The 18,790-nt window shown below is 47.6% G+C and carries 15 protein-coding genes and 1 riboswitch; of the genes, 6 read left to right on the forward strand and 9 right to left on the reverse strand.

Features of this window, described 5'->3' with window-relative positions; translation table 11 throughout:
• Positions 1 to 73 precede the first annotated feature (73 nt).
• The 4 genes from ABR335_RS10300 to ABR335_RS10315 form a co-directional block, all read right to left on the reverse strand.
• A complete protein-coding gene (locus ABR335_RS10300) occupies positions 74 to 928 on the reverse strand; it encodes an MBL fold metallo-hydrolase (protein ID WP_350346164.1) in 855 nt (284 codons plus the stop codon).
• 196 nt (positions 929 to 1,124) lie between these two features.
• Positions 1,125 to 1,715: an energy-coupled thiamine transporter ThiT gene (thiT, locus tag ABR335_RS10305; protein WP_035188896.1), complete on the reverse strand. Its 591-nt coding sequence runs from the start codon at positions 1,713 to 1,715 to the stop codon at positions 1,125 to 1,127.
• 48 nt (positions 1,716 to 1,763) lie between these two features.
• Positions 1,764 to 1,864, reverse strand: a riboswitch (TPP riboswitch).
• A gap of 57 nt (positions 1,865 to 1,921) precedes the next feature.
• Positions 1,922 to 2,596, reverse strand: a complete 675-nt coding sequence (locus tag ABR335_RS10310) for an SOS response-associated peptidase (RefSeq protein ID WP_046720820.1) — start codon at positions 2,594 to 2,596, stop codon at positions 1,922 to 1,924.
• Between the two features lie 380 nt (positions 2,597 to 2,976).
• Positions 2,977 to 3,951, reverse strand: coding sequence for a rhodanese-related sulfurtransferase (locus tag ABR335_RS10315; protein WP_035188893.1), 975 nt, complete (start codon positions 3,949 to 3,951; stop codon positions 2,977 to 2,979).
• A 204-nt stretch (positions 3,952 to 4,155) separates the two neighbouring features.
• On the opposite strand from ABR335_RS10315, the gene ABR335_RS10320 reads away from it, so the two are divergent.
• From ABR335_RS10320 to yidC, 4 genes are all read left to right on the forward strand, one after another.
• Positions 4,156 to 6,243 carry a DNA topoisomerase III gene (locus tag ABR335_RS10320; protein ID WP_026683480.1) on the forward strand — a complete coding sequence of 696 codons (2,088 nt, stop codon included), beginning with the start codon at positions 4,156 to 4,158 and terminating at the stop codon, positions 6,241 to 6,243.
• A 393-nt stretch (positions 6,244 to 6,636) separates the two neighbouring features.
• Complete coding sequence (locus ABR335_RS10325; RefSeq protein ID WP_017550806.1) at positions 6,637 to 7,527, forward strand: YitT family protein; 891 nt, start codon at positions 6,637 to 6,639, stop codon at positions 7,525 to 7,527.
• 203 nt (positions 7,528 to 7,730) lie between these two features.
• Complete coding sequence (locus ABR335_RS10330; protein WP_014098428.1) at positions 7,731 to 8,039, forward strand: hypothetical protein; 309 nt, start codon at positions 7,731 to 7,733, stop codon at positions 8,037 to 8,039.
• 13 nt (positions 8,040 to 8,052) lie between these two features.
• Positions 8,053 to 8,829 (forward strand): membrane protein insertase YidC, encoded by a 777-nt coding sequence (gene yidC, locus ABR335_RS10335; protein WP_017550805.1) that lies wholly within the window; start codon positions 8,053 to 8,055, stop codon positions 8,827 to 8,829.
• Between the two features lie 120 nt (positions 8,830 to 8,949).
• Here yidC and ABR335_RS10340 read toward each other — a convergent pair whose 3' ends face one another.
• Positions 8,950 to 9,504, reverse strand: coding sequence for a Rok-like winged helix domain-containing protein (locus tag ABR335_RS10340; RefSeq protein WP_225620986.1), 555 nt, complete (start codon positions 9,502 to 9,504; stop codon positions 8,950 to 8,952).
• Positions 9,505 to 9,808: 304 nt separating this feature from the next.
• On the opposite strand from ABR335_RS10340, the gene ABR335_RS10345 reads away from it, so the two are divergent.
• Positions 9,809 to 11,293 (forward strand): aldehyde dehydrogenase family protein, encoded by a 1,485-nt coding sequence (locus tag ABR335_RS10345; protein ID WP_017550804.1) that lies wholly within the window; start codon positions 9,809 to 9,811, stop codon positions 11,291 to 11,293.
• 52 nt (positions 11,294 to 11,345) lie between these two features.
• On the opposite strand, the gene odhB is transcribed toward ABR335_RS10345, so the two are convergent.
• Both odhB and ABR335_RS10355 read right to left on the reverse strand, forming a co-directional pair.
• Complete coding sequence (gene odhB, locus ABR335_RS10350; protein WP_017550803.1) at positions 11,346 to 12,653, reverse strand: 2-oxoglutarate dehydrogenase complex dihydrolipoyllysine-residue succinyltransferase; 1,308 nt, start codon at positions 12,651 to 12,653, stop codon at positions 11,346 to 11,348.
• A 163-nt stretch (positions 12,654 to 12,816) separates the two neighbouring features.
• Positions 12,817 to 15,651 carry a 2-oxoglutarate dehydrogenase E1 component gene (locus ABR335_RS10355; RefSeq protein WP_017550801.1) on the reverse strand — a complete coding sequence of 945 codons (2,835 nt, stop codon included), beginning with the start codon at positions 15,649 to 15,651 and terminating at the stop codon, positions 12,817 to 12,819.
• Between the two features lie 298 nt (positions 15,652 to 15,949).
• On the opposite strand from ABR335_RS10355, the gene ABR335_RS10360 reads away from it, so the two are divergent.
• Positions 15,950 to 16,399: a hypothetical protein gene (locus tag ABR335_RS10360; protein WP_017550800.1), complete on the forward strand. Its 450-nt coding sequence runs from the start codon at positions 15,950 to 15,952 to the stop codon at positions 16,397 to 16,399.
• 147 nt (positions 16,400 to 16,546) lie between these two features.
• Here ABR335_RS10360 and ABR335_RS10365 read toward each other — a convergent pair whose 3' ends face one another.
• Together ABR335_RS10365 and ABR335_RS10370 are read right to left on the reverse strand one after the other, a co-directional pair.
• Entirely contained in the window at positions 16,547 to 17,977 is a 1,431-nt protein-coding gene (locus ABR335_RS10365; protein ID WP_017550799.1) for a HAMP domain-containing histidine kinase, read from the reverse strand.
• Complete coding sequence (locus ABR335_RS10370) at positions 17,974 to 18,657, reverse strand: response regulator transcription factor (RefSeq protein WP_014098436.1); 684 nt, start codon at positions 18,655 to 18,657, stop codon at positions 17,974 to 17,976. Before ABR335_RS10370 ends, ABR335_RS10365 begins: the two co-directional genes overlap by 4 nt.
• Positions 18,658 to 18,790 lie beyond the last annotated feature (133 nt).

Consider the following 18,790-nt stretch of genomic DNA (forward strand, 5'->3'; position numbering starts at 1 on the left):
CTCGCCCCTTTATATCCATCCATTTACAAATTATTGTAAACCTTTGCGGGGAAGGAAGCAATGAACAAACCGCCTATTGTGTGCCATCTACGTATTTCCCGTGATCCGGGAGCGCGATTTCATCAAATCTGGATGCAAGGTCCTCAAGCCCTTTCCTCAAGCCGGAGCCAGACATCGGGATCCCGTGGCCGCAAACAGCAGTTTCCGGCTTTAAAGCAGCTAATTTTTCAACTGAGCGTTTGGCCGCTTTCCAGTCATTTGTAAAATAGCGCGGTGGCCCGTTTACTTCCTGCCTTTGCACCAGCACTTTCCAAAATTCATCCTGCCTGACGGTGATAAATGCGTCCCCCGTGATCAACACGCTGTCTGCTCCCCTGAAGAACGACACATGCCCTCTCGAATGGCCGGGCGTATGGATCCATTTCCAGCCCGGCAAAAATGGGACCGTCCCGTCTTCGGGAAGGGGCTGGACAGCATGGCCAAGATCAACCGGTTCATTCGGATAAATCATGGAAATCTTCGCCAGCAGGCCGCCTTCAACGGACGGATCGGGATCCGGATACGTTTCACGCCCGGTTAAATAGGGCAACTCCAATCGATGTGCAAAAACCGGCACGTCCCACTTTTCCAATAATGGCGCAATCGCTCCGACATGGTCAAAATGGCCGTGCGTCAGTAAAACCGCTTTTGGTTTTGCCTTTTCCCCGAAGCGTGCCCGCACGGCTGAAAATATCGCTTCGGCAGAACCCGGCATGCCGGCATCCACGAGAACAAATGCATCGGTTCCGGCCCTGCCGATCAGGCACACATTGACAATTTGGATGGTAAGGCAATAGAGATCCGGCAGCAATTCTCTGCCTGTTCCGCTTTCAATCGAAGTCATCGGGATGACCCGGTGGCCAAACGGGTGATGAATGTCTTTGTCCATAAAATCCCCTTTCTTTCATTTTCCTTCTATTTATCTTTTCCCGTTTCTCGAAAGCATTACCCGTAGCCTCCTATCATCAACCGAAAAAGCAGTAAAAACCGGACTGCCGGCTTTACAAGGCGCCTGTTACCATGAAGCCTCTTTCCTTCAGCGAAAACGGCAAGGCGCAGTTGGCCTTGCCGTTTTCAAGTTGCTTTTATGCCGCATGCCTGTGCGGATTGCGGTATTTTGTCAGCAGCTGCGGGGCGGCATTCAAGAGAATCGCCGCAACAGCTGCGCATAAAATCGCATTCCCAATCATCGTGCCGCCATTCATGATGAGAGAATAGAGAAACGCCGACTGTCCTTTAGGCGCATAGGAACCCCAAAAAATCACGCCGGCTACGAAATGCCAGAAATAGCGGGCAAAACTTCCGGTAAGAACGGAAAGGCATATCCAAAAAGTCATCGTGCCCTTTTTATAGTGACGACAGCTTCTTTCGACAAGCGGCCGGAAAAGCCCGGCAAACCCGATGAACGAAAAAGCGACCGGATATTCCATGATGCCCTGAAGCGGGTTAAGAATATCATTAGCATCACCGGTGACGATCTGCAGCAGGCTCCAAATAAATCCGGAAGCAACACTTGCTTTAAATCCCCAGCGAAAAGCGACCACAAAAATCGGCAGCATGGCAAACGACAGAGAAATCGCGGACGTCACCTTAATGGACGGCAATAAGTCCAACACGAGCGCGAACGCCGCAAAAATAGCCGCTTCAATCATAGCCTGTAAACTTAATTTGCCCATAAAAAAATCCCCCTTTTGGTATGCATGAACATAACGAACCATGGGAGGACAAAAGAAATTCCACATCCCTACGCCGGCATTAACCGGACAGGTTCAAAGGGTCAGAACATGGCGTTCACTCTCAGCTTAACGCTCCCCCTGTGGTTACGTTCATGAAATTGTCACCTTTATGATAAACTTTTTGCCACAACATTTCAACAAAAAATTTAATCTTTTGGCAATAACAGCTCCGGAAAATTGTTTTTCGGCGAATTGACGCGTTCAGATACGGCATACATTTCCATTAGGTCTGCATCATACTGCGAAAGGAGTGGCAACAGCCGGCCCGCCTCAGTGACCGATGTGTCCAGCCATTTTTCTTCATCTTCCCTGCGTAAAATCACCGGCATCCGGTCGTGAATTTTTGCCATCATCCTGTTCGCCTTTGTCGTTAAAATCGTGCAAGTAAAGACCGGATTCCCTTCCTGGTCCATCCATTTTTCCCAAAGCCCGGCCATCGCAAAAATGCCCCTGTTCTTAAGCCTGATCCGCATCGGCGCCCGGGTGCCGTCTTTTCGGTTCCACTCAAAAAAAGAATCGGCCGGAATGAGGCAGCGCCGCCTTTTCACTGCCTCCCGGAAACCCGGTTTCTGAAATACGGTTTCGCTTCTGGCATTGATCATCTTATGCCCGATTTTCGGATCTTTTGCCCAGGAAGGAATCAAGCCCCATTTTAAAAAACCGAGTCTGTACTGCCCATGGGCGCTGATCACGGCAGCCACCATTTGCGAAGGCGCGACATTATAACTTTTGGCATATTCACTGCTTGAAAAAGAAGCTTTGGCATGGAACCTTTCTTCCAATTCATTTACAGATGCCGTTAACGTGTACCTCCCGCACATCCAAATCCCGCCTTTCTTTCTATCCTGAAAATATTGCCCGCTGATTTTCATCCTCTGCCATACCGCGTATGAAGCGGCAAAGATGCCCATTTTTCCCCATTTTACACAAAAAACAGGCAGATAAAAAGGATTTGGCCCAGTTGCACCAAATCCTTTCTCTGTTCCGGAACGCACCGCTTGTTAACCCTGCCCCCGAGCTGGGATGTTTGCAGCAGTTCCCGGTTTTTCTTCTCTTTTTCACATTCCGCTCTTTAGGCCTTGTTTCTTTCAAGAAAATGCCGTTTCCGAAGCAAGGAATCGTTCCGGCAGGGAGCGAGCACGGTTTCCATGCCCTTTTTCACCATCCGCTTTCCGGATCGTAAGGTTAAAAGCCACACCGGTTACCGGTTTAACGCCGCGTCTTCTTCTTCGATCCGGCGCAGCCGTTCAGCCACTTCTTCCGGTGTAAGGCCGTGTTCTTTTACATATAAGTTATTTGGTACGGTGCGGCATTCATGCGAGCAACTCCGCATATATTTATGTTCATTTTCTTCCGAGCATAAAATTTGCTTGTTGCAGGCCGGGTTGGCGCAGTTGACATAACGTTCGCACGGTTCCCCCGTAAAATAATCCCGGCCGACAACGACATGTTCTTTTCGGTTGACCGGAACGGAAATCCGTTCGTCGAATACATACAGTTTGCCGTCCCACAGCTCGCCCTGCACTTCCGGATCCTTTCCGTATGTTACAATCCCGCCGTGCAGTTGGCCGACATCTTCAAACCCCTCTTCCAAAAGCCAGCCCGAAAATTTTTCACAACGGATGCCGCCTGTGCAATACGTCACAATTCTTTTGCCTTTTAATTGATCTTTATGTTCGCGCACCCATCCCGGCAGTTCACGGAAAGCGCGGATATCCGGGCGCAATGCCCCGCGGAAATGCCCGAGATCATACTCATAATCATTGCGCGCATCCAGTACGACGGTATCTTCAGCCAGCAGCGCCTCGCGAAATTCTTTCGGAGACAAATATTTTCCCGTTTTTTCATTCGGATTGATGTCTTTTTCAAGCCGCAGCGTAACCAGTTCCTTGCGCGGGCGGACGTGCATTTTTTTAAACGCATGGCCATCTGCTTCATCTTCTTTAAAGACCATGTCCCGGAACCGGGGATCGGCGTGCATCTTTTCTTTATATTTGGTTGTTTGTTCAACCGTTCCGGAAACGGTGCCGTTGATCCCTTCTTTGGCAACGAGGATACGCCCCTTTAAACCGGTCTCTTTGCAAAACTGCAAATGTTCGGCTGCAAAGGCTTCCGGATTTTCAATTTCAACATACTTGTAATACAATAAGACTCTGTACGGCTTTGTTTGTTCCATTATTGATAACCACCTATCCAATTATATTTGCAAGATATAATGCAGGCTTTCAGGTTACACTGTCTCTTACAAACCACCATTTTACCAAAAGCCCGTTTGCATTTCAAAATTTTCACTGTGAAAACAGAAGAAACGAAATGATTTATCAATCCTGTTTGATGCGTTATACTTGTTCAGACAGGAATAAAAGAAAGGTGTTATGCAATGAAATCGCTTGTACTCGCCGAAAAGCCGAGCGTCGGGCGCGAACTTGCGCGCGTCCTCGGCTGCACGGAAAATAAAAAACGTTATATTGAAGGGCCGCGCTATATCGTGACATGGGCGCTCGGCCATTTGATCGAACTGAAAATGCCGGAAGATTATCATCCGAAATATAAAGAATGGCGTATGGAAGACCTGCCGATTCTTCCGGATAAAATGGAAATTAAAACAATCCGGCAGACCTATCCGCAATATAAAGCGATCGAACAGCTTGGCAAAAGAAGCGACATCAAAGACTGCATTATCGCAACCGATGCCGGGCGCGAAGGCGAACTTGTCGCACGCTGGATTCTGGAAAAAATGCACTGGAGAAAACCGGTGAAACGGTTATGGATTTCTTCCCAGACCGATAAAGCGATTAAAGACGGATTCAAGCAGTTAAAACCGGCAAAGCAGTATGACAATCTGTACCACTCCGCCGTTTGCCGCAGCGAAGCAGACTGGCTGATCGGATTGAACGTATCCCGTGCTTTAACCGTGAAATACAACGATCCGCTCTCCGCCGGGCGCGTGCAGACACCGACATTGGCGATGGTGCTCGAGCGCGAACGGGAAATCCAGTCTTTTGTGCCGAAAAAATACTGGACCATTGAAGCGCTCGCCGGAAAACTCGAAGTATCGTATGACCATCATGGCGAAAAACGGATATTTGACGAGCAAAAAGCAAATGCCATACATGCGGCTTTATCCGGGCAGACTGCCGTCGTGACAGAAGTGATCCGCAAACAGAAGCAAGAGCAGCAGCCGCTCCCTTACGATTTGACGGAACTGCAACGCGACGCCAACCACCGTTTTGGTTTTACAGCAAAGAAAACATTGAATGTGCTGCAAAACTTATATGAACAGCATAAACTCGTTACCTACCCGCGCACCGATTCGAAATATTTGACGAAAGATATGGAAAATACGATGTACGACCGGCTGCTTGCGGTGAAAGATGCGTACAAAGAAGAAGTTCAGCCGATCCTTTCCCGAAAAGGTAAAATACTGGCCAAACGTGTCATCAATGATGCGAAGGTGACGGACCACCATGCGATTATTCCAACAGATGAACGCCCGGCCTTATCAGATTTGTCTGCCGATGAACGGAAAATCTATGATCTGATTGTAAAACGGTTCCTTGCGCTATTCTATCCGGTTTATGAATATGAAACCGTCCAATTTAAACTTCAAGCAGGCGGAAAAACCATGACCGGGCGGACAATGGCCGTGAAAAATGCCGGTTTTACCGCTGTTTTGCACCATGAACAGGAGCGGGAAAATACGGCGCTGCTTTCGATCAAAGAAGGAAAAAAATTTAAGCTGGAACAAATCCGGCTCAGCCAGCATTTAACCGAAGCACCGAAACGGTATTCCGAAGCGGATATTCTTTCGAGAATGGAAAAATACGGACTCGGGACGCCGGCAACACGCGCCGATATCATTGAACGGCTCGTCTCCTCCGAAACGATCAGCCGTGAGTCCGGCCGCCTTGTGCCGACCCCGAAAGGCAAGCAGTTGATCGACCTTGTCAATGACGAGCTAAAATCGCCGGAACTCACCGCCAAATGGGAAGAACAGCTTGAAGCAATTGCCCGCGGAAAAGGCAACCCGAAGCAGTTTTTGGAAACCATCCGCCGGGAAACCGTACGCCTCGTCCGTGAAATCCGGACGAGTGACAAAAAATACCGCGCCCACAATTTAACGGGAACAAAATGCCCGGAATGCGGTTCCCTTATGAAAGAAGTAAACGGCAAAGACGGGAAAAAGCTTGTCTGTTCAAACCGGGAATGCCGGTTTACAAAGCGGAAAAGCCCGAAACTATCAAATAGGCGCTGCCCGACCTGCCATAAAAAGATGGAGATCCATCACGGCAAATCCGGCGTCTATTTCCAGTGCCGCCACTGCAATATTGTCCAAAAAGCAGACGAAAAGAAAAAAACTTTGTCAAAACATGAAGAAAAGAAATTGCTGCAAAAATACACAAAGAAAGAGGAAAGTTTCGGCAACAGCCTGGCAGATGCTTTAAAAGCCGCCTTGGAAAAAGAATAGATTGGATATTTGAAAAGCCCGGCCGAGCCGGGCTTTTTTTATAAACATTTCCGCGGTCAATACGGGCAATTTGGGCCCCTAAAAGCGCGCCCTTCCCCATGATTCAAAACGGCCGGGAAAAATTTAAACAACATGGAAATGCATATTCATTCACTTTTTAACTTTCTTATAATATAATTATATTATAGATATTTATACCGATTTTCTCCTCTGTGTTAAAAGCCCGCTTTTTCTCATCTGTTTGATCGGGAGCGTCCTTCATTGTAAATATTTTTTCGTTCTCCGGTTCAGGGAAAAATCCTTGGCTTTGGAAAACGCCGCTCTTAAAGGAACGGCTTATGTATGCGTAAAATGTACATTTTTTCACAAAAACATTTGGAAAGGGGATAAAATATGGAAGAAACGGCAAAAACATATGCCCAATTCAGGCAGAAGAAAAATAAGTGGGCGGTACTTGGCCAGCGTTTTATCTTTGTCAGCCTCGGCGCGATGATTATGGGGGTTGCCCTCGAGCTGTTCCTTGTCCCGAACCAGATTCTGGACGGCGGCATCACCGGCATCTCGATTATCCTTTCCCACCTTGCCGGCTGGAAACTGGGGCCAGTTATTTTCATCTTAAATCTCCCATTCTTTTATATCGGGTACAAGCAAATCGGGAAAACTTTTGCCTTGACCACCCTTTACGGCATCTCCATCATGTCGGTGACAACCATCCTGCTGACCCCTGTAAAAGTGTTTACGGATGATTTGCTGCTGTGTACGGTTTTTGGCGGTATTATCCTTGGCATCGGCGTCGGCCTTGTCATCCGCTGGGGTGGCTGCCTTGACGGAACAGAAGCGCTTGCCATTCTATTAAACAAAAAGCTTCCTTTCTCTGTCGGTGAAATCATACTCGGCCTCAATCTCTTCATTTTTACCTGTGCCGGCTTTGTGTTCAGCTGGAAATATGCTATGTATTCGGTCATTACCTATTTTATCGCCACAAAAGCAATCGACGTGGTTGTACAGGGGCTGGATGAATCCAAATCGGTATGGATCATCAGCGACGAGATGTATGACATCGGTGATGCGATCATGGCCCGCCTCGGCCGCGGGGTAACCTATCTAAACGGGGAAGGCGCTTATACCGGAGACAATAAAAAAGTCATTTTCTGCGTCATCACCCGCCTTGAGGAAGCAAAATTGAAATCGATTGTAGAAGAATTTGACGAAAGCGCCTTTATCGCGGTTGGAAACATATCAGAAGTGCGCGGCGGCAGATTTAAGAAGAAAGACATTCACTAACAGCGTAACTGAGGACTGTCCATCCGGGCAGCCCCGTTTTATATGCGCGTAAAAATTTTTCCATTTTCATGCTGCCCGGGCATACTCCCCCTCCCTTAAATTAGGATTCTTTCGCAGTGTATGGTAAAATGATGATTACGATTGTAAAACAGACAAAATTAAAGTATACTTTGTACTGATCTCTTTAAAGTGAGTGAATAGCTTTGATTCAAAACATCATCGATTTTGTAAATGACCCGGCCGTCTGCACGCTGTCATTTTACGTACTGGCAGCAGGTTTTCTTTATTTGAGCCGGTTTGTGATCAGGCCGGCAGCGTTTGTTGAAGCAAGGCCTGCCGCCGTCATGCAGGATTTTACTGTACACACCCGCCCGGCTGCGGAATGCCGGTGCAATTTCTTTACGATTTGGATTTTAAGTTGCGTCAGAATACGGACATATCCTTCTGAAGATCCTGATTCGGAACCGGATTTAAGACCGGTCAGAAAGGACAGGATTTGTGCAATATACTAAAGGAGGATATTTCATGAAAAGATTTTTCAGTTTTACATTGGTTTTAAGCAGTTTGCTGTTCGTTTTAAGCGCATGTTCAAATTCAACAAACAGCACGCACAGCGGTGGATTTTTCCATCATTATTTTGTTGCCCCGTTTTCAGTTGTCATTAAAGCAACGGCCCAGCTGCTTCATGGTGATTACGGGATTGCCATTATTGTTTTGACGTTAATCATCCGGCTGATTCTCATGCCTTTTATGCTGCATACATTCAAAAAACAGCAAATCATGCAGGATAAAATGAAAGTTTTGAAGCCGGAAATGGATAAGCTGCAGACAAAAATCAAAGCGGCCAAAACGAAAGAAGAACAGGCAAAGCTGCAGCAGGAAATGATGGGGTTGTATCAAAAACACGGCGTTAACCCGCTGAATATGGGCTGCCTGCCGATTATCATCCAAATGCCGATTTTAATGGGGTTTTATTATGCGATCCGCGGCTCGAAAGAAATCGCCACCCACTCCTTTTTATGGTTTAATCTCGGACAAACAGATATTCCGATGGCCATTCTCGCTGGTGTCATTTATTTTATCCAAGCCCAAATTTCACTGATCGGTATTCCTGAGGAACAGAAGAAACAAATGAAATATATGATGCTCATGTCGCCGATCATGATCCTGTTTGTTTCTTTTTCAGCTCCGGCGGTTCTGCCGCTGTACTGGACAGTGAGCGGGCTCTTTATGATCGGACAAACACTGATTCAGAAAAAATTTTATCAGACCCATCCGCCGAAGGAAGAATCCAATTCATAATTGTATTTTGCTCGTTTTATCGTCATCAAAATATAAAAAAGCGGCGGGGCACAGTTGATGTGTTCCCGCCGCTTTTATGTTGTTTACAGCCCCGGGTTTCCGGGGGTTTTTTATACCGGTTTACTTCTGTTCAGTAACTGCCTCGTTTTCCTCCGGCAAGTTCTCATTTTGCTCCATTTCCTGATGCGGTTCTTCCGTATTTGCTGTATCATTCACAAATTCGTACAACCCACGGTCCGGTTTGCGGATACGCGGATCGAGTTTTTCGACGGATTTCATGAAAGAGGTCATATTAGCGATTTTATAGCCGGTTTTTTCTTCGATCATCCGCTGCAGTTCAGCCCCTCTGATCGGTTCCGAAACGTTTTTTAGTATTTGGATAGCCTCTTCTCTCATCTTGCCCGACCTGCCCTTTTTTGACGACCGCGATTTCCGCACCTTTCTTTCATTCGTAAGGGCTTCGCCGCCTGAGGTTTCCGGCGAGACGGACGCAAGCGCATTAAAAGATACATATTCCGGTTTGCCGGATGCTTTTACCTGCTGGCCTTCATTTTCATCCAGCTCCCTTAATCTTTTAAAAATATTTTCCCGTTCTTTTTGGAATTCCTGTATAACCCGAATCTCAGCGTCTTCCAGCTGCTCCAGGCGGATTTTTAGTGCCATTCTCTCATTCATTGTCAATTTTATCCCTCGTTTCTTAAAATATATGTATATATAGATTATAATATGAAACTAGTAAAATAAAAAGATAAAATAATTATTTTTTATTAGAAAATTAGTAGCGAATAATTATTCATAAAGGGGTATGTCGAATTTTTGCGATTTTCCGCAGAGTATGTTCAAATTATTCGAATGATTTCTATTGCGTCTATTTTTGATATTTAGTAGAATATGGATGTAAGCGCTGACAGGCTGGCGCACAAAGCAAGTATATAAGGAGGCTTGTCTCCTTGAAATTAACATAAATGGAGGGGTTGGAATGGAACAATTAACCGTGCAGTTGGATGAAAGGGTTCAGCATTTCCTTCAGGGCAAAAAGAAAATGTTCATCAACGGGCAATTTGTTGAAAGTGCATCCGGAAAAACATTTGATACGCCGAATCCGGCTACCGGCGAAACGCTGGCTACGATCTATGAAGGGGATAAACAAGATATCGACCGTGCCGTACAAGCAGCCAGAAAAGCATTTGACGAAGGCCCGTGGCCGCGGATGAACCCTGCCGATAGAAGCCGGTTAATGTATAAATTGGCGGATCTGATGGAAGAGCACCGGGAAGCGCTGGCGCAGCTCGAAACGCTCGACAACGGGAAACCGATCCGTGAAACGGCAAATGCCGATATTCCGCTTGCCATCGAACATATGCGGTATTATGCCGGCTGGACAACGAAAATCACCGGCCAGACCATTCCCGTAAACGGCCCTTACTTTAACTATACCCGCCATGAACCGGTCGGGGTTGTCGGGCAAATTATCCCTTGGAACTTCCCTCTTTTAATGGCAATGTGGAAAATGGGTGCCGCGCTTGCGACCGGCTGCACGATTATCTTAAAACCGGCTGAACAAACGCCGCTTTCCGCCCTTTACTTGGCGCAGCTGGTAAGCGAGGCTGGCTTCCCGGACGGCGTTGTCAATATTGTGCCAGGCTTTGGGGAAACTGCCGGAGCCGCCCTTGTCGACCACCCGCTTGTAGATAAAATTGCCTTTACCGGTTCTACTGAAGTCGGAAAACTGATTATGGCCAATGCCTCGAAAACGTTAAAACGGGTGACGCTCGAACTTGGCGGAAAATCCCCGAATATTATTTTGCCAGATGCCGACTTGTCGAAAGCGATTCCTGGCGCCTTAAACGGTGTCATGTTCAACCAGGGGCAAGTATGCTGTGCCGGTTCGCGCGTGTTCATTCAAAAGAAACATTTTGATAATGTCATTGCCGATATGGCCTCCCACGCCCAGTCGATTAAGCAGGGCTTCGGGCTCAATAAAGATACGGAAATGGGGCCGCTTGTTTCAGATGAGCAGCAAGCGCGCGTTTTGAATTACATTGAAAAAGGACTCGATGAAGGAGCGGAAATTGTAACAGGCGGGAAAAAACCGCGTGAAGAAGGCTTCTTTGTTGAACCGACGATTTTTGCAGATGTCCGTGATGAGATGACGATCGCCAAAGAGGAAATTTTCGGTCCTGTTATTGCGGCCATGCCATATGAATCCCTTGATGAAGTAATCAGCCGCGCCAACAGCAGCGAGTACGGGCTTGCGGCAGGGGTTTGGACGGAAAATGTGGCCAATGCGCACTATATTGCAAACCGTCTCCGTGCGGGCACAGTTTGGGTCAACTGCTACAATGTGTTTGATGCCGCTTCCCCGTTTGGCGGTTATAAACAATCCGGCATTGGACGTGAAATGGGTTCTTACGCACTCCAAAACTATACGGAAGTCAAAAGCGTCTGGATTGCCAACCCTTAAAGGGCACCAAAAAGAAAAGCATCGGCAAAACCGATGCTTTTCTTTCATACTATTAAGATTCCAGCAGCAAATCTTCAGGGTTTTCAATTAATGTCTTCACCGTTTTCAAGAAACCGACAGCATCCTTTCCGTCAATGACGCGGTGGTCATAGGAAAGCGCCACGTACATCATCGGGCGGATCTCAATTCGGTCTCCATCGACTGCAACCGGGCGTTTTTGTATGGTGTGCATGCCGAGGATACCAACCTGTGTCCCGTTGATAATCGGTGTCGAGAACAACGAGCCGAAGACACCGCCGTTTGTAATCGTAAAGGTTCCCCCCTGCAGATCGCTTAATGCAAGTTTATTATCGCGTGCTTTTTGGGCAAATGCAGCAATATCCGCTTCAATTTCCGCGAACGATTTCCGGTCGCAATCCCGGACAACCGGTACGACAAGCCCTTCTTCTGTGGATACTGCAATGCCGATATCATAATATTTTTTCAGCAGCAGCTCATTGCCCTGAATCTCCGCATTAACATACGGATATTTCTTCAATCCCGCAACCACGGCTTTTGTAAAGAACGACATAAAACCGAGACGGATGTCATGATCTTTAACGAACTGTTCTTTTTTCCGCTTTCTTAAATCCATGACAGCTGTCATATCAATTTCGTTGAATGTCGTCAGCATCGCCGTTGTCTGTGTCACTTCAACGAGCCGTTTTGCGATCGTCTGGCGGCGGCGTGACATGCGGATTCTTTCAATCGGTTTGCCGGCTTCTTCCGGCACAACTTTTCCAGCTGCAGGTTTTTCCGGTGCTGCCGGCGCTTTTGCCGCAGCTTGCGGATTGAAAGTTTCCACATCTTGTTTCCTTACCCTGCCAAGCGGATCCACTGCCGGCACTTGCGATAAGTCAATGCCTTTTTCGCGTGCCAGTTTGCGGGCAGCCGGAGAAGCAATCGGGCGGCTTTCGCTTTCTTCCTGAGCCGGCTTTTGTTGTTCCGGAGCAGACGCTTTTGTTTGCGCCGGCTTTTGCTGTTCCGCAGCAAAAGCTTGTGTTTGTGCCGGCGCCTCTGCTTGTGCCGGTTGTGGTGCTTCCGCTTCTTTTTGCGGCGCGGATGGCGTTGCACTGTTTTCCCCTGTTCCTTCGCCGACAATTGCAATGACATCGCCAACTTGTACTGTGTCCCCTTCTTCAAAAAGGAGGGACTGGACGACACCCTCTTCTTCCGAAATGACTTCTACATTTACTTTATCTGTCTCAAGTTCTACAATATATTCACCTTTGTCCACATGGTCCCCCGGATGTTTCAACCATTGTGCAATGGTTCCTTCCGTGATGGATTCTGCCAGTTCAGGCACTTTAATTTCAGCCACAACACTTGTCCTCCCTTAAAAGTATCACTTTTTTTATATCAAAGCCTCCTCCTTCATCTTCCGAGCAGCGCGGCATGTGCGGGCTGCAGGATGAAGCGGGCAAAGCAGCGGTTATTTTGCGCATATTGAAGCCCCCGCCCCTTTGGAAGGAGCGGGCCGCCGTTTAAGGGCGGGTAATGGCTTCAGTCAGAATTCTGTTTTGTTCCTTTTTATGGACGACCGGGTCGCCTTCCGACGGGCTTGATCTTCTCGGCCGGCCGATGTACCGGATTTCCGCTCCCTGAGGCGCCAGCTTTCTTAAATACGGTTCAACGAAAGACCAGGAACCCATATTTTTTGGCTCCTCTTGCATCCATACAATTTCTTTCGCGTTTTTAAAGCGCGCGAACATTTCCTTTAATTCCTGTTCAGGGAAAGGATAAATTTGCTCAACCCTTACCGTATGCAGCCAGCTGGTATTTTCCGCACTGTTCAGCTTTTCTTCCAAGTCTACAGCCACTTTCCCGCTGCAAAGCAGGATTCTTTCGACTGCATCCGTATTTTTCGTACCCGGGCCTTCCAGCACGGTGTGGAATTTTCCGTCCGTCAGTACAGACGGCTCTACAGATGCCAGCGGGTGGCGAAGCAGGCTTTTTGGCGTCATGAGAATGAGCGGGCGGATTTCTTCTTTTGCCAGCCATTTTGCCTGCCTTCTTAAAATATGGAAGTATTGGCCGGCTGTCGAAACATTTGCCACTGTCCAGTTGTTTTCCGCTGCCAGTTGCAGGAAGCGTTCCACCCTGCCGCTTGAATGTTCCGGACCCTGTCCTTCGTATCCGTGCGGCAGCATCATGACAAGCCCTGATTTTTGCCCCCATTTTGCCCTGCCAGATGAAATGAACTGGTCAAACATCACTTGCGCCATGTTTGCAAAATCGCCGAACTGGGCTTCCCAAATGACGAGCGTATCTGGCGAAAAGACGTTATAGCCGTATTCAAAGCCAACGACGCCAGCTTCAGTCAGCGGACTGTTATAAATGGCAAATGAAGTTTGAACGCCGGACAGATGATGGTGCGGAATGTATTCTTCCCCCGTCTGTTCGTCGTGCAGGACGAGATTGCGCTGAGCGAACGTGCCGCGCTGTGTATCCTGGCCGGTAAACCGGATCGGCACGCCATCTTTTAAAATGGCTGCAAACGCGAGCGCTTCCGCATGGGCCCAGTCAATTTTTCCCTTGCCGTCAAAGACGTGTTCGCGGCGTTTCAAAATCCGCGCCAGTTTTTTAAAGACATGGAAGTTTTCAGGCCAGGCGAGCAATTCAGCGTTCCAAGCCCGCAGTTCCTGTTCCGGCACCCCTGTTTCCATGCTCAAATAACCTTTTTTCACATTTTCAGGGGGTTCCATGGCCGTATCGGGTTCCGCTTCGCCGTCCGGCACTTTTTCGTAAGCCGCCTGCAGTTTTTTCTGGACGGCTTCATCGATGGTTTTGACCTCTTCGGCTGTCAGGACGCCTTCTTTTGCAAGCTGTTCACCGTAAATGGCCCTGACCGTCGGATGATTGTGCACTGCATGGTACATTACCGGGTTGGTTACCATCGGTTCATCCATTTCGTTATGGCCATAGCGACGATAGCCGACTAGGTCGATCACAAAATCTTTATGGAATTTTTCGCGGTAAGCATACGCAAACAGCGCCGCCTGTACGCATGCTTCCGGATCATCCGCATTCACATGGAGGATCGGCACTTCATAACCTTTTGCCGGATCGGAAGCATATTTCGTTGACCGCGAGTCATACGTTTCGGTCGTAAACCCGATATTGTTATTGGCGATGATATGGATCGTCCCGCCTGTCCCGTATCCGTTCAGTTTGCTCATGTTCAGCGTTTCTGCGACAATGCCCTGCCCCGCAAATGCGGCATCCCCGTGGACAAGAATCGCAAAGGCGCGGTCCGGATCGCGGTCCGGATAGCCCGTTTTGTTCCGGTTATCCTGCGCGGCGCGTGTATACCCTTCGACAACAGGATCGGCAACTTCCAAATGGCTCGGATTGTTGGCAAGTACGATGCGCGCGCCGATCGGTCCGCCGTTTTGCCCTTTTCTGTCCGCACCGAGATGGTATTTAACGTCGCCGGTCCATCCGTACGTAATGCCGATCGATCCTTCGGAAGGGATTAAATCTTTATTGGAAGCATGCTTGAATTCTGCAAAAATGAGCTCATACGGTTTTTCAAGAATATGGGCAAGCACATTGAGGCGGCCTCTGTGCGCCATGCCGATATTAACGGTTTTCACACCTGTTTTTACCGCTTCAATAATCATTTGTTCCATCAGCGGAACGAGCGCATCAAGCCCTTCAATGGAAAAACGCTTTTGCCCGACAAATGTCCGGTGGATAAATTTTTCAAATCCTTCCACATCGGAAAGGCGTTTTAAAATGCCGATTTTCTGTTCCCGGCTGAGTTCGCGGAAAAAGCTGCCCGATTCAACAGTCCGTTGCAGCCAGTGCTTTTCTTCCATGTCGTGAATATGGTCAAACTCAAAGGCAACTTTTTGGGTGTACACTTCTTTTAAATAATTGATGGCATCAAGCCCGTTTTTGACCCTTTTAGGTGCATCCGGGCAAATAAAGGATGCCGGCACTTTTTTCAAATCTTCTTCGGTTAAATCAAATTCTCCCAGTTCAATTCTTCTGACATCCCCAACAGGTTTTTGGAGCGGGTTGATATCCGCTGCGAGATGGCCAAAAGTCCGGATATTGTCCGCCAATTTGACGGCAGCGACCATTTTGCTGAAAATCGTCGGGTTTGCCGGCAATTGGAAAGAAATATCCGCCTGCCCCTGTGTCGGGCTCCCGCCTTCGGAAACAGCGGGCGCGCCCCACTGGTCAAATACTTTTCTCGCCTCTTCGTCGATGCTCTCCGGATCTTCCAGGTATTGTTCATATAAATCCATGACATACCCAAGATTAGGCCCGGAAAAACTTTCCCAAAATCCCTTTGGTGTAGTTGCATTCATTTTGAAAAACCTCCAGCCCTTCGTCCCTTATTCACTTTCGTATGATTTCGTCTGGCGGATACCAAAACGGAACCATGAAATTATGTAACGATAAAGAATTTTGAAAGCTGTAACGCTTACAAACTCAATTTTAGCACTGTAAGCGTAATAGATAAAGTTAAAAACTCTTATTTTTAAAAATTTGCATGAATAGTGATTCATTCTGTTTTTTTCCCGGAAAGTGATGCTGCATTTGCCTCACCTGATTGTTCAAAACCGCATATTTTATTATATCCCCGTTGCAGAAAGGAGCAGAAAAATGTTCCCATGGAAAACGTTTCCGTTCACCGAAGAGATCTTCAAGATGATGAATATGCCGTTTCCGCCTGTACAGGAACATATCAACCAAGCCCTTTCTCAATGGGACGAATGGGGCGCCGCGTTCAAAAAGGGGGACGGGGCCGATGATCCGGCTCCCTCTTCCCCGGATACGGGCGCCCCGTCTATAGAAATATTTGAAACACTGGATTTTATTTTTATCCGCGTCCCTATCCAGGAGGAAAGCATGCTCACAGGCTTAAAAATCTTCCACACTTCCCTTCAAGTCATGTTAAAATCATTTCCAAAACCGGACTCGGAACAGGTGATACGGCTGCCTTCCCCGGTACGCAGGAAAGGGACGACCGCAAAATACCGGGATGGCATCCTGGAAATCCGGCTCCTGAAAAAAAGCGAACATGAAATGACAGAAGTCGGCATTGATTTTTAACGGCTCTGCCTTCTCGATAAAACTTACAGTTGGTTCTGACAGTTCCAGTTTTTTTGCGTATCAAAAGACTTACCCATCACGGGCGAAAGGCGGGCACCTTGCCAGACACGGCCCTGCACCTTTTCTTTAAAAAGAAAAAAGAACGTTTCATTTTTTCGAAACGCCCTCTTTTCCACCTGTTTTTTGTTTTGCGACAAGGGGGAATGTAAACCGGATCTCGGTCCCTTTACCAACCTCGCTCGCTGCTTCTATCGTGCCGGAATATCCTTCAGTCAGTTGTTTGGCAATGGCGAGCCCGAGTCCGTTCCCGCCTTTTGCGCGGCTCCTTGCTTTATCCACCCGGTAAAAGCGGTGGAAAATTTGCGGCAAATCTTCTTTCGGGATCCCGATGCCGTAATCTTTTACCGTTAACATGGCCCTCCCCTTTTCCTGCTTGAGGCGGATATCGACTTTATAAATGCGGTCGGAATATTTTATCGCATTATCAAATACAATGATCAGCACCTGCTCAAGATGGTTCTCGCTCATTTGGATGTCATAGGCCTGATTGGGATCATATTGAAAATTGAAGTCGAACTGCTGATGGATCATTTTAAAATTGCGGATCACCCTTTCTGTGACCGCCAAAAGATCTGCTTTTTCCTCATTGGCCAATATTTTGGCTTCTTCCGCCCGCGAAAGATCGAGCAGTTCCTCCACCAGTTTTTTCATTCTGCTTAATTCCTGCAGCGAAGCCTGGAGCGACTCTTCAAGAATCGCAGGGTCATTTTTCCCCCACCGGTTTAACAAATTTAAGTGCCCTTCCATCACTTGGACGGGGGTCCTTAATTCATGGGAAGCATCCTCGACAAACCGTTTCTGCTGCCGGAACGACTGTTCAATTTGGTCCATCATATCGTTAAAAATATTGGTCAATTCCCCCATTTCGTCTTTAGAGGCGCTCGGCTCCATCCGTTCTTGGAATCCTTTTTTGCGGATGCTTTGCATCGTGGAAGAGAGCTTTTTCAGCGGTTTGAGGAAATTTTTTGCCATCATAAACCCGAGAAAAGCACTCAAAAGCAAGCCCACGCATCCGGCGACCATCATGACAAACAGAACATTCCGCATTAAATTTTCATACCGGTATAAAGGATAGATCACTTCAATATAGCCGTTGAACGATTGGGAGCGGAACGGGCTCCTTCCGACTAAAATTTGATGATTGCCCGCGCGGATCAGGCTGACCCGTTTTTCGTTCACCGGCACAAACGGCACTTTTGCATCGGTGGAATGAATGCTTTTTACGACAAGCATTTCCTTTCCGTCCGCATTGATAATCCGGATCGACTGGTCTTTTTCCAGCACCTGCTGAAAGAGCGTCCGGTTCGATAAAATGTCATCGATGTTTTCCCCCTTGTTGTTCAAATCATCCAGCGCCTCGGACACCGAAGTCGCCTCTTCATGCAAAAGCCATCTGCTGATCAGCGTATACTGGAAAAAACCGAAAATCAGAAACGTTAAAAAGATCGCAATACTTGCGCCAACGGACCATTTTACTTTCAAGGAACTTTTTTGCAGCCAGTGTTTTACCGCTCTCATTCGCGCATCACATATCCTGTCCCCCGCACTGTCTGTATATAGCTGTCTTCGCCTTCTGTATCAATTTTATTGCGCAAGTACCGGATATACACATCGACAACATTCGTTTCGACCTCGGTTTCATATCCCCATACTTTGTTCAGGAGTGCTTCACGGGTCATGACAATATTTTTATTTTCCAAAAGCGTAAGCAGCAAGTCGTATTCCCGTTTTGTCAATTCAATCGTTTTTCCTGCCTTTTTAACAAGCCGGCTTTCTTTTTCCAGCACAAGGTCACGGAACTTGTACGTTGTTAGCGCCGCTTTTTTGGGCTCGGCGTACTCCATCCTTCTGAAAATGGCCCTTAGCCTCGCGAGCAATTCTTCAATCGCAAATGGTTTGACAATATAATCATCCGCCCCGTGGTCAAGCCCGGATACCCGGTCCATAATGCTGTCCCGGGCGGTAATCATGATGACCGGTGTTTCTTTTTCCTGTCGTAAGCGGCGGCATACTTCAAGGCCGTTCAGTTTCGGCAGCATTAAATCAAGGAGAATCACATCCCAGTCCTCCTCCAAAGCCGACTGCAGCCCTTCCCGTCCGTCATACGCCACTTTCACTTCGTATCCTTCATGCCTTAACTCCAGCTCAATAAAACGGGCCAGATTTTTTTCATCTTCTACCAGTAATATCCGTTTCATGATGATTCCCCCTCGAAGTTCTTTTGCCGGAACTCTTTCTTTTCCGCTGCCCTTATTATAGCTCCGGACAGCGCATGATCAAGGAGAATCCGCTTTTTCTTATATGCTAACCGAATGAAAAGAAAAAGATATG

Source organism: Heyndrickxia faecalis (genome assembly GCF_040267745.1).
Classification (GTDB): Bacteria; Bacillota; Bacilli; order Bacillales; family Bacillaceae_C; genus Weizmannia; species Weizmannia faecalis.

Excerpts from the sequence above, each read along its gene's own strand:
- ABR335_RS10300 (WP_350346164.1), bottom strand. The coding sequence starts at position 928 with ATGGACAAAGACATTCATCACCCGTTTGGCCACCGGGTCATCCCGATG.
- thiT (WP_035188896.1), bottom strand. The coding sequence starts at position 1,715 with ATGGGCAAATTAAGTTTACAGGCTATGATTGAAGCGGCTATTTTTGCG.
- ABR335_RS10310 (WP_046720820.1), bottom strand. The coding sequence starts at position 2,596 with ATGTGCGGGAGGTACACGTTAACGGCATCTGTAAATGAATTGGAAGAA.
- ABR335_RS10315 (WP_035188893.1), bottom strand. The coding sequence starts at position 3,951 with ATGGAACAAACAAAGCCGTACAGAGTCTTATTGTATTACAAGTATGTT.
- ABR335_RS10320 (WP_026683480.1), top strand. The coding sequence starts at position 4,156 with ATGAAATCGCTTGTACTCGCCGAAAAGCCGAGCGTCGGGCGCGAACTT.
- ABR335_RS10325 (WP_017550806.1), top strand. The coding sequence starts at position 6,637 with ATGGAAGAAACGGCAAAAACATATGCCCAATTCAGGCAGAAGAAAAAT.
- yidC (WP_017550805.1), top strand. The coding sequence starts at position 8,053 with ATGAAAAGATTTTTCAGTTTTACATTGGTTTTAAGCAGTTTGCTGTTC.
- ABR335_RS10340 (WP_225620986.1), bottom strand. The coding sequence starts at position 9,504 with ATGAATGAGAGAATGGCACTAAAAATCCGCCTGGAGCAGCTGGAAGAC.
- ABR335_RS10345 (WP_017550804.1), top strand. The coding sequence starts at position 9,809 with ATGGAACAATTAACCGTGCAGTTGGATGAAAGGGTTCAGCATTTCCTT.
- ABR335_RS10355 (WP_017550801.1), bottom strand. The coding sequence starts at position 15,651 with ATGAATGCAACTACACCAAAGGGATTTTGGGAAAGTTTTTCCGGGCCT.
- ABR335_RS10360 (WP_017550800.1), top strand. The coding sequence starts at position 15,950 with ATGTTCCCATGGAAAACGTTTCCGTTCACCGAAGAGATCTTCAAGATG.
- ABR335_RS10365 (WP_017550799.1), bottom strand. The coding sequence starts at position 17,977 with ATGAGAGCGGTAAAACACTGGCTGCAAAAAAGTTCCTTGAAAGTAAAA.
- ABR335_RS10370 (WP_014098436.1), bottom strand. The coding sequence starts at position 18,657 with ATGAAACGGATATTACTGGTAGAAGATGAAAAAAATCTGGCCCGTTTT.